Origin of the sequence: Cellulomonas sp. NS3 (genome assembly GCF_024757985.1) — a bacterium.
Classification (GTDB): Bacteria; Actinomycetota; Actinomycetes; order Actinomycetales; family Cellulomonadaceae; genus Cellulomonas_A.
Genome location: NZ_CP103289.1, coordinates 3,161,087 through 3,176,653, shown reverse-complemented (window position 1 = coordinate 3,176,653; position 15,567 = coordinate 3,161,087). Strand labels below are relative to the sequence as shown.

The 15,567-nt window shown below is 76.1% G+C and carries 9 protein-coding genes and 1 pseudogene; 4 read left to right on the top strand and 6 right to left on the bottom strand.

The features are described from left to right. Positions 1 to 36: 36 nt before the first annotated feature. Both rnc and mutM read left to right on the top strand, forming a co-directional pair. Positions 37 to 753, top strand: a pseudogene (rnc, locus tag NXY84_RS14500) (ribonuclease III); the annotation flags it as partial. A gap of 155 nt (positions 754 to 908) precedes the next feature. Next, positions 909 to 1,832 carry a bifunctional DNA-formamidopyrimidine glycosylase/DNA-(apurinic or apyrimidinic site) lyase gene (gene mutM / locus NXY84_RS14495; protein WP_258723775.1) on the top strand — a complete coding sequence of 308 codons (924 nt, stop codon included), beginning with the start codon at positions 909 to 911 and terminating at the stop codon, positions 1,830 to 1,832. Positions 1,833 to 1,834: 2 nt separating this feature from the next. On the opposite strand, the gene NXY84_RS14490 is transcribed toward mutM, so the two are convergent. After that, complete coding sequence (locus tag NXY84_RS14490; protein ID WP_258723774.1) at positions 1,835 to 2,779, bottom strand: phosphoglycerate dehydrogenase; 945 nt, start codon at positions 2,777 to 2,779, stop codon at positions 1,835 to 1,837. Positions 2,780 to 2,853: 74 nt separating this feature from the next. Between NXY84_RS14490 and NXY84_RS14485 the strand changes: the two genes are divergently transcribed. After that, complete coding sequence (locus NXY84_RS14485) at positions 2,854 to 3,519, top strand: response regulator (protein ID WP_425322231.1); 666 nt, start codon at positions 2,854 to 2,856, stop codon at positions 3,517 to 3,519. A 6-nt stretch (positions 3,520 to 3,525) separates the two neighbouring features. On the opposite strand, the gene NXY84_RS14480 is transcribed toward NXY84_RS14485, so the two are convergent. Genes NXY84_RS14480 through NXY84_RS14460 form a run of 5 tightly spaced genes read right to left on the bottom strand, consistent with a single transcriptional unit; the run spans position 3,526 to position 11,477 of the window. Next, positions 3,526 to 5,253: a GAF domain-containing protein gene (locus tag NXY84_RS14480; RefSeq protein WP_258723773.1), complete on the bottom strand. Its 1,728-nt coding sequence runs from the start codon at positions 5,251 to 5,253 to the stop codon at positions 3,526 to 3,528. Then, complete coding sequence (gene cydC / locus NXY84_RS14475) at positions 5,250 to 7,127, bottom strand: thiol reductant ABC exporter subunit CydC (protein ID WP_258723771.1); 1,878 nt, start codon at positions 7,125 to 7,127, stop codon at positions 5,250 to 5,252. Before cydC ends, NXY84_RS14480 begins: the two co-directional genes overlap by 4 nt. Beyond that, positions 7,124 to 8,848, bottom strand: a complete 1,725-nt coding sequence (gene cydD, locus NXY84_RS14470; protein WP_258723770.1) for a thiol reductant ABC exporter subunit CydD — start codon at positions 8,846 to 8,848, stop codon at positions 7,124 to 7,126. Before cydD ends, cydC begins: the two co-directional genes overlap by 4 nt. 13 nt (positions 8,849 to 8,861) lie before the next feature. Continuing rightward, positions 8,862 to 9,968 (bottom strand): cytochrome d ubiquinol oxidase subunit II, encoded by a 1,107-nt coding sequence (gene cydB, locus NXY84_RS14465; RefSeq protein ID WP_258723769.1) that lies wholly within the window; start codon positions 9,966 to 9,968, stop codon positions 8,862 to 8,864. Between the two features lie 21 nt (positions 9,969 to 9,989). After that, positions 9,990 to 11,477, bottom strand: coding sequence for a cytochrome ubiquinol oxidase subunit I (locus tag NXY84_RS14460; protein ID WP_258723768.1), 1,488 nt, complete (start codon positions 11,475 to 11,477; stop codon positions 9,990 to 9,992). 471 nt (positions 11,478 to 11,948) lie between these two features. Here NXY84_RS14460 and NXY84_RS14455 point away from each other — a divergent pair, with 471 nt between their 5' ends. Continuing rightward, positions 11,949 to 15,566, top strand: a complete 3,618-nt coding sequence (locus tag NXY84_RS14455; protein WP_309484999.1) for an Rne/Rng family ribonuclease — start codon at positions 11,949 to 11,951, stop codon at positions 15,564 to 15,566. The last annotated feature ends 1 nt before the right edge of the window (position 15,567 follow it).

The window sequence follows — 15,567 nt, the reverse complement described above, 5'->3', positions numbered from 1 at the left end:
GGCCGTGATCCGCGTGCACCCGTCACCGACGCCCGCATGAGCCTCGCAGCCGCCCAGCTCGTCGAGAAGCTCGGGGTCCTCCTGGACCCCGAGCTTCTCGTGCTGTCCCTGACGCACCGGTCGTTCGCGCACGAGGCCGGCGGGATCCCCACGAACGAGCGTCTCGAGTTCCTCGGCGACACCGTCCTCGGGCTCGTCGTGACCGAGGAGCTGTACCGCGGGCACCCGTCGCAGTCCGAGGGCGAGCTCGCGAAGATGCGCGCGGCGACCGTCTCGCAGCGCGCGCTCGCGGGGGTCGCGCGCGAGCTCGACCTGGGCGCCTATGTGCTGCTCGGCAAGGGCGAGCTCGCGACCGGGGGCCACGACAAGGACTCGATCCTCTCCGACACGCTCGAGGCGCTGTTCGGCGCCGTGTACCTCTCGCACGGGCTCGAGACCGCGCGCGGCGTGGTGCTCCGCCTCGTCGGTCCCACGCTCGAGGCCGCGGCCGACCTGGGCGCGGGCCTCGACTGGAAGACGAGCCTGCAGGAGCTCTCCGCGGCGCTCGGCCTGGGTGCGCCGTCGTACGACGTCCAGGGCGACGGCCCCGACCACGCGCGCACGTTCACCGCGCACGCGGTCGTCGGCGGAGAGGTCCGCGGCAGCGGCACCGGCCCGGCGAAGAAGCTCGCGGAGCAGCACGCCGCCGCCGCCGCGTACCGGGCGCTCGAGGAGCTCGCGCACGCCGCCGCGCCGACCCCCGCGGACGCCGACCCGGCCGACGTGGCCCTCGCCGACGCGGCGGCGGACGCTGCCGCCGCGGACGCGGCCCGCGTCGACGGCACCGCGGTCCACGGCTCCGCCCCCGACGACGCCTCGACCGTCCTCGGCACGCCCCCGACGGCGCCCGCACCCGCGTCCTGAGGCCTGTGCCCGAGCTGCCCGAGGTCGAGACCGTCCGCGACGGCCTGGCCCGTCACGTGCTCGGTCGCACGGTCGCCGCGGTCGAGGTGCACCGCGACTACAGCGTGCGCCGCCACGTCGGCGGACCGCTCGACCTCGCGGGACGGCTCGCCGGACGCCGCTTCGAGGCGGCGGTGCGCCGCGGCAAGTTCCTCTGGGTCGTGCTCGACGCGCCCGGTACCGACCGCGCCGACGCCGCGCTGCTCGCGCACCTCGGGATGAGCGGCCAGCTGCTCGTGCGCTCGGCCGCGGAGCTCGAGCAGGGCGCCGCCCACCCGCACCTGCGCGTCCGCGTGCGCCTGTCCGACGGGGGCGCGCTCGACTTCGTGGACCAGCGGACGTTCGGGCACCTCGCGGTCACGGACCTCGTGCCGACCCCCGACGGCGCGCCGGGCGGCCTCGGCTCCGACCTGCCGCTGCTCCCCGGGCCCGCGGTGCACATCGCCCGCGACCTGCTCGACCCGGCGCTCGACCGGGAGGGCCTCGTGCGCCGCCTCCGAGCCCGGCGCACGGGGCTCAAGCGTGCGCTGCTCGACCAGACGCTGGTGTCGGGGATCGGCAACATCTACGCCGACGAGGGCCTGTGGCGCGCACGTCTGCACTACGCGCGCCCGACCGAGACGCTCCGGCGCCCGGAGGTCGAGCGGGCGCTCGACGGCGCGGCCGAGGTGATGCGGGCGGCGCTCGCGCAGGGCGGCACGAGCTTCGACGCGCTCTACGTCAACGTCAACGGGCAGTCCGGGTACTTCGACCGGTCGCTCGCGGTGTACGGGCAGGTGGGCGAGCCGTGCCCGCGCTGCGGGGCGCTCGTCCGGCGCGACGAGTTCATGAACCGCTCGTCGTTCACCTGCCCGGTGTGCCAGCCGCGGCCCCGCAACGCGCGGTTCTGACCTCAGCGCTCGACGGTGTTGCGCAGCGGCCGGCCGGCGACGAACAGCGCGAGGTTCTCCGACAGCAGCCCGCCCGGGTCCACCGGACGCCCGCCCGCGGCGTGCGGAGTGAGGAGGACGCGGCGCTCCGACCACAGCGGCGAGTCGGCGGGCAGGGGCTCGGTCTCGAAGACGTCGAGCGCCGCGCCGCCGAGCCGGTCGCCGCGCAGCGCGTCGACCAGCGCCGCCTCGTCGAGCGTCGAGCCGCGCCCGACGTTGACGACCCACGCGTGCCGGGGGAGCCGGGAGAGCACGTCCGCGTCGATCGCGTGCCGGGTCGCCTCCGTCGCCGGGAGGATCGCGATCAGCACGTCGGTGGTGGGCAGCACGCGGCCGACCTCGGACGCCGCGAGGACGGGGTAGCCGGCGCGCTCGCCGGCGGTGGTCGCGACCCCGGTGACGTGCGCGCCGAGCGCGGTCAGGAGCGGGGCGAGCCGCGTCGCGATGGACCCGAAGCCCCAGACGAGGACGTGCGCGCCCGACAGCGTACGCAGCGCGTCGGCGGGCCGCCCGGGGTGGTGGCCGGTCAGCTCGCTCGCCCACCGGTGCTCGTCCTGCGCGCGCACCAGGTCGGGCAGCGCGCGGATCCCCGCGAGGACCAGGGCGAGCGTGTGCTCCGCGACGGGGTCGTCGTGCAGGCCGCGGCCCGAGGTGACGACGACGTCGTCCGCGAAGCCCGCGCCCAGCACGGCGTCGGGCCCGGCGGCGAACGTCTGGACCCAGCGCAGCCGGTGCAGGCGGCGCGCCGCGTCCTCGAGCACGCGGGCGGGGCTCGCCCAGACGACGAGCACCTCGGCGTCGACGTGCTCCTCGGGGACGGGCTCGCGCGGGTCGTACCAGGCCGCCTCGACCCCGTCGGGGAGCACCGGGTCGAGGTCGAGCCCGGTCGGGATCAGCACGGTCGTCATGGGTCCTCCGGTGCGCGTCGTGGGTCGTGGGCCGTCCGGCGGCTCCTGCTCGGTACGATGCCACGGTGCCCCCGATGACACCGCCCGCCGCGAACGACCGCCCCATCAGCGTCATGATCGTCGACGACCACGAGGTGGTGCGGAGGGGCATCGCGGAGGTCGTGGAACGGGCCGAGGGCATGACCGTGATCGCCGAGGCCGGCTCGGTCGCGGACGGCGTGCGGCGCGCGGGGCTCGTGCGCCCGCAGATCCTGCTCGTCGACCTGCAGCTGCCCGACGGCACCGGGATCGACCTCATGACCCAGGTCCGCGCGACGCAGCCGGACGTCAAGGCCGTCGTCCTCACGTCCTTCGACGACGACGACGCCCTCGCCGCCGCGCTCGAGGCAGGCGCGTCCGCGTACCTGCTCAAGAGCGTCCGCGGCGCCGAGATCACCGAGGTCATCAAGGCCGTCGCCTCGGGCCGCACGCTGCTCGACGAGCGCACCGTGACGCGCCGCCGTGCGGGCCACGAGGACCCGACGGAGAACCTCACGCCGAGCGAGCTCAAGGTGCTCGACCTCATCGGCGAGGGCATGTCCAACCGGGAGATCGCCGAGCGGCTCGGGGTCGCGGAGAAGACGGTCAAGAACCACATCACGTCGCTGCTCGCGAAGATGGGCCTCCAGCGGCGCACCCAGGTGGCCGCGTGGGTCGCCGCGCGCAAGCACAGCGGCTGGCGCGCCGAGACGGGTCACTGACCCCGCTCAGCCGAGCGGCGCCTCCCACGAGAGCAGCGCGCCGCGGCCGTCGGGCGTCGCGCCGAGGCTGAAGGTGCCGCCGTGCTGGCGGGCACGCGCGGCGAGGTTGCCCGTGCCGGACCGCCGGTCGCTGCGGCCCGCGAGGCCGGCGCCGTCGTCCTCGACCTCCACGAGCACCCGACCGGTGGGCCCCGAGCCCCGCACCGAGACGCGCACCGACACCGACGACGCCTGCGCGTGGCGGGCGGCGTTCGCGAGACCCTCGCGCACCACGGCGACGACGTCGTCGGTGAGGTCGGGGCCGATGCGTGCGTCGAGCTGGTCGGCCTCGATGTAGTCGCCGTCGGGCACCACGGTGCCGTCGAGCGAGACGACGAACGACGGCGCGAAGCCGAGCCCGGTGCGCGCGAGCGACGCCTCCCGGCGCAGGCGCTCGACGAGCCCGGTCGCCGCGTCGGGGTCGCGCAGCGCGTAGACGATCTGACGGATCTGCCGGACCGAGCCGTCGACGTTGTCGAGCGCGTCCTCGACGATGCCCATGAGCTCGCTGGGGTCCACGCCGCGCGCGGCCCGGCGGCGGACCGTCTCGAGCTGCATGCCGGTCGCGAAGAGCTGCTGGATCGCGAGGTCGTGCAGGTCGCGCGCGATCCGCTCGCGCTCGTCGAGCAGCGCCGCGACGTCCTGCGCGTGGCGCGCCTCGGCGAGCACGAACGCGAGGGCGGCCTGCGCGGCGAACGACTCCGCGGTCACGAGGTCGCTCGGCTCGAACGGCGCGCTGCCGATGCGGCGGAGCACGATCAGCACGCCGACGCCGCGGCCCGAGGTCTGCAGCGGTGCGAACAGCGCGGGCCCGAACGCGCGCATCGGCGCGACCCGCACCACGCGCGACTGCGAGAGCGACTCGACGAGCAGGCCGCGGCCCTCGTCCATCACGGCCCACGACCGGCCGTCACGCGGCATGACCGCGCCGATGAGGCTCTCGGCGGCGTGCCCGTCGGCGAGCTCGATGACGAGCTCGCCGCCGACCCCGGGGAGCGCGAGCGCGGCGGTGTCAGCGCCCGCGACCTCGCGTGCCGTCGCTGCGATGTGCTCGAGCGCCTCCTCCTCGTCGACGCCCGAGAGCAGCATCGTCGTGATGTCCTGGCCCGCGCGCAGCCAGTGCTCGCGGCGGGCGGCGTCCGCGTAGAGCTGCGCGTTCGCGACCGCGATGCCCGCGGCGGCGGCCAGCGCGACGACGACCTCCGCGTCCGCCCGCGTGAAGCCGCCGTCCTTCTCCGACAGGTAGAGGTAGCCGTAGACCTGCTCGCGGACGCGCACGGCGGCCCCGAGGAACGAGCCCATCGGCGGGTGGTCGGGCGGGAAGCCGCGGAACGCGGGGTGCCGCGTGAGGTCGTCGAGCAGCAGGACGCCGTGCGCGGGGATGCGGCCGAGCACGCCGATCGAGTGCGGCGGGTTGCTCATCATCTCGGCGATCGACGTGGGCATCCCGGTCTGCACGAACGTCGTCGACGCCCCGCGCGCGTCGAGCACGTTGATCGCGCCGTAGCGCGCGTGCGTGAGCTCGGCGCTGACCTTGACGAAGCGCTCCATGACCCCGCGCAGGTCGAGCCCGCTCGCGACCGAGAGCACGGCGTTGAGCAGGTCGGTCAGGCCGTCGCCGGTGACGACGTCGTTGTCCCGCGCCGCGTCCGCCGGCCCACCCGGCCGGGGCGCTCGCGTCGCCGCGTCGGTCATGCGTCCTCCCGCTGCTCGTGCTGCTCGCGCCGCTCCCGCGCCTCGGCCTCACGGTAGCCCGCGTCCCGGGCGAGGAGCTCCGCGTGCGTGCCGCGCGCCGCGACCCGGCCGTCGCGCAGCACGAGGACCTCGTCGGCGGCGTCGAGCGCGGAGAGGCGGTGCGTCACGACGACGACGCCGCGGGCGGGCGTGGGCGCGGCGGAGCCGGGGCCGGCGGGGAGCGGGACGGTGCCGGTGGTGAGCAGGTCGCGGACGAGCCGGTCCGCGGTCGCGGTGTCGAGGTGCTCGGCGGGCTCGTCGACGAGGAGGAGCGGCGCCGGCGAGAGGAGCGCGCGGGCGAGCAGGAGCCGCCGGCGCTCACCGCCCGAGACGTTGCGGCCGTCGGCGCCGAGCGGCGTGGCGAGGCCGTCCGGCAGGCCCCCGAGCCACGCGGTGAGCCCGGCGCGGTCGAGCGCGGCGCGCGCCTCGTCCTCGGTCACGTCGCCGCGCGCGACGCGCAGGTTCTCCAGGACCGTCGTCTCGAACAGGTGCGCGTCCTCGGTGGTGAGCACGGCCCGTGAGGTGACGTCGCCGCGCGACAGGGCGTCGAGCGGGACCCCGCCCAGCGTGAGGCTTCCGCCGCGGGACGGGAGCAGGCCCGCGAGCGTGAGCAGCAGCGTCGTCTTGCCGGTGCCGCTCGGTCCGACGACCGCGAGCGACCGGCCCGGGTGCACGTCGAGGTCGAGCCCCCGGACGACGAGCTCGCGGCCCGGCCAGCCGCACGCGAGGTCGCGCGCGGCGAGGGAGGCCGACGACGGGTGCGCCGGGGGGTCGGGCGAGCCCGCGTCCGGCACCGCCTCGTCCGGCATCGCCCCGTCCGGCAACGCCTCGTCAGGGATGACCTCGTCCGGAGCCGCCTCGTCGAGCAGCGCGAGCACGCGCCCGGCGGCCGCACGCGAGCGCTGCACCTGGATCGCGGCCGCGGGCAGGACGGCCGTGGCCTCGAACGCCGCGAGCGGCGTGAGGACGAGCACCGCGAGCTCGACCGGGGCGACCGTGCCGGCGGTGAGCGCCGGGACGCCGAGCACGAGCGCGGCGAGGACCGCGAGGCCGACCGCGAGCTGCCCGAGCGCCGCCGAGAGCGCAGCGGGCCGGGCGCCGGCGTCGACCGCGCGCGCGAGGGCCGCGTCGGCGGACCGGAGGGCGTCGAGCTCGCGCGGCAGGAGGCCGGCGACGGTCACCGGCCCGGGGGCGTCGAGCACGCCGAGCGACACGCTCGCGACGGTCGCCCGCGCGTCGACCGCCCGCGACTCGCTGGTCCGGGCCGCGCGGGCGGCCAGCGCGGGCGACACCACACCGGCGAGCACGAGGCACGCCGCGAGCGCGAGCCCCGCGGCGGGCAGGAACAGGGCCATCGCGACGACGGTGCCCAGGCCGAGCACCGCGGCCACCGCGGCGGGCAGGAGCCCGCGCACGACCGCGTCGCCGACGGTGTCGACGTCCGCGCCCACCCGGGCGAGCAGGTCGCCGCGGCGCAGCGCGAGAGCGGCTCCGACCCGACCTCTCGCGACCTGCTCGTAGAGAGTTGTGCGCAGCGTCGCCATGCCGCGCAGCGCGACGTCGTGCGAGGTCAGCCGCTCGACGTAGCGGAACGTGCCGCGGCCGATCCCGAACGCGCGCACGGCGACGGTCGCGACGGAGAGCTCGAGGACGGGCGGCATCTGCGACGCGCGCGCGATGAGCCACGCTGCGACCGCCGCGAGCGCGACCGCGGAGCCGAGGCTCAGCACGCCGAGGCCGACCGCGAGCCCGACGCGGGCGCGGTCGACGTCGAGCAGCACGAGCGCGCGGCGCAGGGGGTCGTCGGCGGTCCAGGGGCGTGCGGGTGCGCTCATGCGACGACCTCCGCGCGGTCCGGTCCGGCGCCGTGCCGGGAGGCGGGGGCGGGCGCCGCGGGGAGGGCGGCCTGCCGCACCTCGACGACCTCGTCGGCCACCGCGAGCAGCGACGCGCGGTGCGCGACGAGCACGACGGTGCGCCCCGCGTCGCGCAGCGCCGTGACGGTGTCCAGCACGACCTGCTCACCCGCGGCGTCGAGGTGCGCGGTCGGCTCGTCGAGCACGATGAGCGGGGCCCTGCCGAGCAGCGCGCGCGTGAGGGCCGCGCGCTGGCGCTGCCCGACGCTCAGCCCCTCGCCCCCGCGTCCGCACGGCGTCTGCCAGCCGAGCGGCGCGGCGGCCACGACCGTGTCGAGCCCGGTCAGCGCGGCCGCGGCGTCGCGCTCGGGGGGCGCGACGTCCTCGCCCCCGGTCACGACGTCACCGAGCGTGCCCGGCTCGAGCAGCGGACGCTGGGGGAGCCACGCGACCTGCGCCCAGAACGTCGCCGGGTCGACGTCGGTGAGCGGCAGCGTCGTCCCGTCCGGGCCGACCAGCTCCACCGTGCCGAGCTCGGCGGGCACGAGGCCGAGCAGCACGTCGACCGCGGTCGTCTTGCCGGTCCCGCTCGGGCCGGTGAGCGCGACGACCGTGCCGGGTCGGACGTCGAGGTCGAGGCCCGCGGGTGCGAGCACGTCGCGGCCGGGGGCCCGCACCCCGACGCCGCGCAGCCGGAGCGACGCGGTCCGCAGGTCCGGCGCCGGGTGCGTGCCACGCGGGGGGAGCGGGGTCTCGAGCACCGCGAACACCTGCTCGGCGGCAGCGACGCCGTCGGTCGACGCGTGGAACTGGGCGCCGACCTGGCGCAGCGGCAGGTACACCTCGGGCGCGAGCACGAGCACCGCGAGACCCGTGACGAGGTCGAGCTCGCCGTAGACGAGCCGGAGCCCGATGCCGACGGCCACGAGCGCGACGGACAGCGTGGTCAGCAGCTCGAGCACCATGCCGGAGAGGAACGCCACGCGCAGCGTGCTCATCGTCGCGCGGCGGTGCGCGTCGCCGAGCTCGCGCACGCGCGCCACGGGCCCGAGCTCGCGCCCGAACGCCCGCAGCGTCGCGAGTCCCGCGAGGAGGTCGAGCACCTGCGAGCCGAGGCGCTGCATCACGCGCAGCCCGCGCTCCGAGCGTCCCTGCGTGAGCCGCCCGACGAGCACCATGAACAGCGGCACGAGCGGGATCGTGCCGGCCACGATCGCCGCCGAGACCCAGTCGAGCCCCAGGATCACGACGAGCGTCGCCGGGGTCACCGTGGCCGCCAGCACGAGCTGCGGCAGGTACCGCACGAAGTACGGCTCGAGCGCGTCGATCCCGCGCGTCGCGAGCGTCACGACCCGCGACCCGTCGCCCTCGGCGGTCCACCGCGGACCCAGCAGCGCGGACCGCTCGACGAGCTGCGCGCGCAGGTCACCGATCACGCGCGTGGCCGCACGGTGCGCGTACCGCTCCTGCACCCCCGCGAGGAGGGCGCGCACCGCGACCACCCCCGCGATGGCGGCGACCTGCGGGGCGATCTCGCGCAGGGTCGCGCCGTCGTGCACCGCGGCGGCGAGGGCGTGCGCGAGCAGGAGCGCCTGTGCCACGACGAGCCCCGCGACGAGGACCCCGAGCGTGACCGTCAGGGCGATGTAGCGGCGCGCGGCGCGGGCGTGCCGCAGCAGCCGGGGGTCGAGCGGCTTCACGCCGGGCAGCGTCTCACGGCGCGGTCGGCCGGCCCGCGTCGTCCGCCGGGCCGCCACCGGCGCCCGACGCGACACCGGCTCCGACGCCCGCGGCGGGGGACCGGCGCGCGAACGTCAGGCCCACGCTCGCCGGGATCTGCTCCGCAGAGACCCGCTTCCGGAACACCCAGTACGTCCAGCCCTGGTAGAGCAGCACGAGCGGCGTGAGCGCCGCCGCGACCCACGTCATGACCGTCAATGTGTAGTCGGTCGAGGACGCGTTGGTCACGGTCAGCGAGTTCGCCGGGTCGGACGCGGGCATCACGTCGGGGAAGAGCGAGCCGAAGATCAGCACGACCGCCGCGACGATCGTGACGGCCGAGGCGACGAACGCCCAGCCCTCGCGCCGCTCCCGGGTCGCACGGACGAGCACGAGCAGCGCGGCCGCGGCCAGCCCGACGGCGCCCCAGGTCCATGCGACCGAGTACCCGAGCTGCGCCCACACGGCCCAGGCCGCGGTGACGGCGAGCGTCACCGGGGCGAGCCGCGCGGCCAGCGCACCGGCGCGCTCCCGCACGTCGCCGGCCGACTTGAGCGCGAGGAACACCGCGCCGTGCGTGAGGAACAGCAGCGCCGTGACCGCCCCGCCGAGCAGCGCGAACGGGTTGAGCAGCGCGACGAGGCCGCCGACGTACTGGTGGTCCGCGTCGAGCTCGACCCCGCGCACGATGTTCGCGAACGCCACGCCCCAGAGCACCGCGGGGACCCACGAGCCGACGGTCAGCGCGAGGTCCGCACGTGCGCGCCACCGGTCGTCGTCGATCTTGCCGCGCCACTCGAAGGCCACGACCCGGACGATCAGCGCGAGCAGGATGAGCAGGAGCGGGAGGTAGAAGCCCGAGAAGAGCGTCGCGTACCACTCGGGGAACGCCGCGAACGTCGCGCCGCCGGCCGTGAGCAGCCAGACCTCGTTGCCGTCCCAGACCGGGCCGATCGTGTTGATCATGACGCGGCGGTCGGTGTTGTTCCGGCGCCCGAGCACGGGCAGGAGCATGCCGACCCCGAAGTCGAAGCCCTCGAGGACGAGGTAGCCGGTCCACAGGACGGCGATGAGCAGGAACCAGACGGTCGTGAGCTCCATGTCGTCTCCCTGTCTCCTGCCTCAGTACGCGAAGGACAGCGGGCGGTCGGCCGCGGCGTCCGGGTCGTCGGGGTCGTCGGTGCGCGCCTCGGGGCTCGGGTCGTGCTCGGACGCCGCGACTCCCTCGACGGCGAAGCGGTGCATGAGCCGGAACCAGATCACCGCGAGCACCCCGTAGAGCAGCGTGAACGCCGCCATCGACGTGATCACCATGGCCGGGCTCACGACCTCGGAGACGCCGCGCGCGGTCAGCAGCCACACCCCGTCGACGCCGCTCGGGTTGGGGTTGGGCACGACGACCCACGGCTGGCGCCCCATCTCGGTGAAGATCCAGCCGAACGCCGACGCGAGGAACGGCGTCGGGATCGCCGCGAGCGCGATCCGGGCGAGCCACGGGTTGTCGCTGACCCGGCCGCGGCGCGTGAACCACAGCGCGGCGATGGCGAGCAGCGCCGACCCGGCGGCCATGCCGATCATGAGCCGGAAGCTCCAGTACGTGACCGCGAGGTTCGGCGTGTAGTCCACCCCGGCGCCGTACTTCTCCTCGTACTGCGCCTGCAGGTCGTGCACGCCGTCGAGCGGCGCGTCGAACCGGCCCGTCGCCAGGAACGCGGTCATCCCGGGGATCTCGACGAGGTGGCTCACGCCGTCGCAGTCGTTCGCGAGGTCGCCGATCGCGAGGATCGAGAACGCCGCGCCGTCGGTGCTCTCGCACAGGGCCTCGGCCGCGGCCATCTTCATGGGCTGCTGGACGAACATGAGCTTGGCCTGCCAGTCGCCCGTGACGGCGAGGCCGGCGCCGGCGACGAGCATCGTGACCGTGCCGAGCACGACGGCCGGGCGGTAGACGGTGCGCGCGAGGTCCACGTCGCCGCGGCGCACGCTGCGGACCATCCACCACGCACCGATCCCGGCGACGAACGTGCCGGCGGTGAGCAGCGCGGCGGTGATCGCGTGCGGGAACGCGGCCAGCACCGTCGGGTTCGTGAGGACCGCGACGATGTCGACCATCTCCGCGCGGCCCGTCTCGGTGTTGAGCACCGCGCCGACGGGGTGCTGCATCCACGAGTTCGCCGCGAGGATGAAGAACGCGGACAGGTTCGTCGCGAGCGCGACGGCCCAGATGCAGGCGAGGTGGATCTTCTTGGGCAGCTTGTCCCACCCGAAGATCCACAGGCCGAGGAACGTCGACTCGACGAAGAACGCGGCGAGCGCCTCCATCGCGAGCGGCGCGCCGAACACGTCGCCGACGAAGCGTGAGTACTCGCTCCAGTTCATGCCGAACTGGAACTCCTGGACGATGCCCGTCGCGACGCCGATCGCGAAGTTGATCAGGAACAGCTTCCCGAAGAACTTCGTCAGGCGCAGCCACCGCTCGTCGCCCGTGCGGACCCAGAACGTCTGCATGAGCGCCACGAGCGGGGAGAGCCCGATCGTGAGCGGGACGAAGATGAAGTGGTAGACGGTCGTGACACCGAACTGCCAGCGGGCCAGGTCGAGGGCTTCCACGCGGGGTCTCCGTCGGGTCGAGCGCGGCGGGTCCGCGCACCCGTGGTGGGGCGCGCGCACCGGTCCGGCGGTGACGCCCAGGACCGCCTCCGACGCTAGGTCGGCGGTGCGCGGGTCCGTGGGACCAAGGTCCCGCTTGCTGACGCGACGTCGTCACACCGGACCGTGTCGCTGAGGGCCCCCGACGGTCCTTGTGCGATACTGAACGCGGTTCCGGGGCGCCCACACCGCCCCGACACCGTGACCGTGCTCGCCGCACCAGCGCATCGCGCTCGCCAGGCGCCGCCGGCTTTCCGCCGGGCCCCGCAACGGGACCCGCTCGACGAGCAGGCAGGGCGATGGCGCCGACCGCCTGTGCAGCCTGCCGCGACCGACGACTTCCGTCGCAGCGCACCGCGCGAGCGACGACTGACCGCCCGCGGGCGCCGAGGTGTGTGGACGGCACCCGTCGGGCACACAGGAGCACCCCGCGTGACCTTCGACACCGCAGGAACCCCCAGCAACGACGCCCCGACCGACGCCACGGGCCGCGAGGACGCGGCCGGCACGGAGGGGACGGCGCCCGCCAAGAAGCCCGCACGGCGCCGCGCGACCCGCAAGGTCGCCGCACCGCCGGACGCGTCCGCACCGCAGGACGGCCCCGGGCCGTCCGGTGCGCAGGACGCCGCCGTGAGCACCGCCGCCGGCCCCGGGAGCGCTGCGGCACCGAGCGCAGCCCCGGCGGTGACCGAGCCGACCGCAGCGGCCGTCGCTCAGGCTGCCACCCCCGAGCCGGCCCCCGCCGCGCCGGCGCGCCGCTCGCGCCGCGTGACCCGCACCGTCGTCCTCCCCGACCCCGGTGCCACCGCGGCGCCGGAGCAGCCGGCCCCGGCGGCGACCGCCGCCTCGACGCCGGTCAGCGCCGCGCCGGTCAGCGCAGCGCACGCCACGGCCGCGCCGGCCACCGCCGCGCCCGTCGAGCCGGCTCCCAGCGCCGACGCGCCGACCGAGGACGCGCCGGCTCCGGTCGCGGACGCCGAGCCCGCCCCCGCGCCGCGCAAGCGCGCGCCCCGTCGCAGCCGCAAGGCCGCCGAGGCGCCCGTCGAGGTCGCACCCGTCGTCGAGCCGGTCGTCGCCGAGGACGAGGACGAGGAGGAGGCTGGCGCGTCGGGGTCGACCACCTCGCCGGTCGCCGCCGAGACCGCCCCCGGCGCGCCGAGCACCCCGGCGGCACCCGCGCTCGACGTCCTCGCCGAGCTCGCGGGCACGGTCGCGGCCAAGCCGCCCGTCGAGCCGCGCACCGGCCCCGCGCGCCTCGCCACGACCGCGCTCCTCTTCCAGGCGCCCGACCCGGACGCTCGCCCGCGCCGCCGTCGCGCGCAGTCGCCCGCCGGGAGCCCGCAGGCCATCTCGGAGGCCGCGGCCGCGCTGCACGCCGAGGAGCCCGCCGCCGAGGTCGAGGCCCCGGTCGAGGAGAAGCCCGCCACGACGCGCCCCTCGCGCCGCCGCGGTCGCCGTGGAGCCCAGGCCGACGTCCCCGCCGAGGAGCCGACCGTGCTGCTCGCCGGCGCGCTCGACGACCTCGCCGCGGACTCCGACGAGCCCGTGGACGTCGAGCCCGACGTCGCGCCGGACGAGGACGCCGAGGACGCCCAGGACCAGCGCGCCGTGGACGGCGACGACTCCGACGAGCAGGGGCCCCGCCGCCGGCGTCGCCGCGGGGGCCGCGGCCGCCGTGGTCGCAGCGCCGAGGACGAGGATGCCGCCGACGACGAGGACGCCCCGCGCGCCGCCGAGGCGGACGCCGAGCCGGAGCCCGAGGGCGAGACGGAGGGCGACGACGCGGACGTCGAGGGCGACGCCGACGAGCAGGGCGGGTCGAGCCGTCGTCGCCGTCGTCGCCGCAGCCGCAGCGGTCGTGGCGAGGGCGCCGAGCCCGAGGTCGCCGCGCCGAGCCGCAGCCGGTCCTCGCGTGCCCCGAGCGACGAGGTCACCGCGCTGCGCGGGTCCACGCGCCTCGAGGCCAAGCGCCAGCGCCGCCGTGAGGGCCGGGACGCGGGCCGCCGCCGGCAGATCGTCACGGAGTCGGAGTTCCTGGCCCGGCGCGAGTCGGTCGAGCGGACGATGGTCGTGCGCGAGCGCGACGGCCGCACGCAGATCGCCGTGCTCGAGGACGGCGTGCTCGTCGAGCACTACGTCTCGCGCCAGGCGCAGCTGTCGATGGCGGGGAACGTCTACCTGGGCCGCGTGCAGAACGTGCTGCCGAGCATGGAGGCCGCGTTCGTCGACGTCGGCAAGGGCCGCAACGCGGTGCTGTACGCCGGCGAGGTCAACTGGGACGCCGCGGGTCTCGAGGGCGGCCAGCCGCGCCGCATCGAGCAGGCCCTCAAGTCGGGCGACTCGGTGCTCGTGCAGGTCACGAAGGACCCGATCGGCCACAAGGGCGCCCGCCTGACGTCGCAGATCACGCTCGCGGGCCGCTACCTCGTGTACGTGCCCGGTGGCGGCATGACCGGCATCAGCCGCAAGCTGCCCGACGTCGAGCGCAACCGCCTCAAGAAGATCCTGCGCGAGATCGTCCCCGAGTCGGCCGGCGTGATCGTGCGCACGGCCGCCGAGGGCGCGAGCGAGGACGAGCTGCGCGCCGACATCGCGCGCCTGCAGGGCCAGTGGGAGTCGATCTCGAAGAAGGCGAAGACCGCGTCGGCGCCCGCGCTGCTGCAGGGCGAGCCGGACCTCGCGATCCGCGTCGTGCGCGACATCTTCAACGACGACTTCAGCTCGCTCGTGGTGCAGGGCGACGAGGCGTGGTCGACGATCTCGGGGTACATCGGCGACCTCGCGCCGGACCTCGCGAGCAAGGTCTCGCGGTGGACCGGGCAGGGCGACGTGTTCTCGGCGCACCGGGTCGACGAGCAGCTCGCGAAGGGCATGGACCGCAAGGTCTGGCTCCCGTCGGGCGGCTCGCTCGTGATCGACCGCACCGAGGCCATGACGGTCGTCGACGTCAACACCGGCAAGTTCACGGGCTCGGGCGGCACGCTCGAGGAGACGGTGACGCGCAACAACCTGGAGGCGGCCGAGGAGATCGTGCGCCAGCTCCGGCTGCGCGACATCGGCGGCATCATCGTCATCGACTTCATCGACATGGTGCTCGAGCTCAACCGCGACCTCGTGCTCCGCCGCCTCGTCGAGTGCCTCGGTCGCGACCGCACCAAGCACCAGGTCGCCGAGGTCACGTCGCTCGGGCTCGTGCAGATGACGCGCAAGCGCGTCGGCCAGGGGCTCGTCGAGGCGTTCAGCGAGACGTGCGAGCACTGCAACGGCCGCGGGTTCATCGTGCACGCCGACCCGATCGAGAAGTCGTCGCGCTCCGAGGGGAACGCCCCGCAGCAGCACCAGCACCAGCCGCAGCAGGCGCCCGCGCCGGCCGAGGCCGACGCGAAACGCTCGCGCCGCAAGCGCGGGGGCAAGGACTCCGGTGCCGCCGGCGCGACCCTGCCCGCCGTGCCCGTGCTGCCCGAGGCACGCGAGGCCGTGAAGGCCACGCTCGCGACGATCGCCGCGGCCGCGGCGCACGCCCACGAGCACGCGCACGACCACGACGACGCGCCGGGCGCGGGCACGCCGGTCGCCGGGGGAGCCGTGCGGGTCACGGTCGAGCCGGACGGCCACGCGGACGCTGCGGCGACCGCGTCGGTCAGTGCAGCGGGTCAGGCCACCGGGGAAGCCGCGGACGTCGCTGGCGCCGGGTCGCCGGAGGCCGCCGACGGTGCCACGTTTCGCGACGCCGAGGGGGACGTTCCTGAGCCGGCTGCGCCGGGCGCTGCCGGGGACGGCGACGCCCGAGCAGCCGGACCCGCGGACACCCACGCCGAGGCGCCGGTGGGCGAGACGCTCGAGCTGACCCCGGTCGACCCGAGCATGTTCGACGTGCTGGACGACGCAGACGAGGCTGACGACGCGGACCAGGACGGTCCCGCCCAGGACGACGCCGCGCAGGACGACGCCGAGCCCGACGTCGCCGAGGCCCTCGCCGCCGACGCGCCCGCCGCCGACGCGCCCGAGGACACCGACCGCCCGGACGCCCCGCAGCCCGCCGAGCGCTGAC

Coding starts and splice junctions, on each gene's coding strand:
- NXY84_RS14490 (WP_258723774.1), bottom strand. CDS start 2,779: ATGACGACCGTGCTGATCCCGACCGGGCTCGACCTCGACCCGGTGCTC.
- NXY84_RS14485 (WP_425322231.1), top strand. CDS start 2,854: ATGACACCGCCCGCCGCGAACGACCGCCCCATCAGCGTCATGATCGTC.
- NXY84_RS14480 (WP_258723773.1), bottom strand. CDS start 5,253: ATGACCGACGCGGCGACGCGAGCGCCCCGGCCGGGTGGGCCGGCGGAC.
- cydC (WP_258723771.1), bottom strand. CDS start 7,127: ATGAGCGCACCCGCACGCCCCTGGACCGCCGACGACCCCCTGCGCCGC.
- cydB (WP_258723769.1), bottom strand. CDS start 9,968: ATGGAGCTCACGACCGTCTGGTTCCTGCTCATCGCCGTCCTGTGGACC.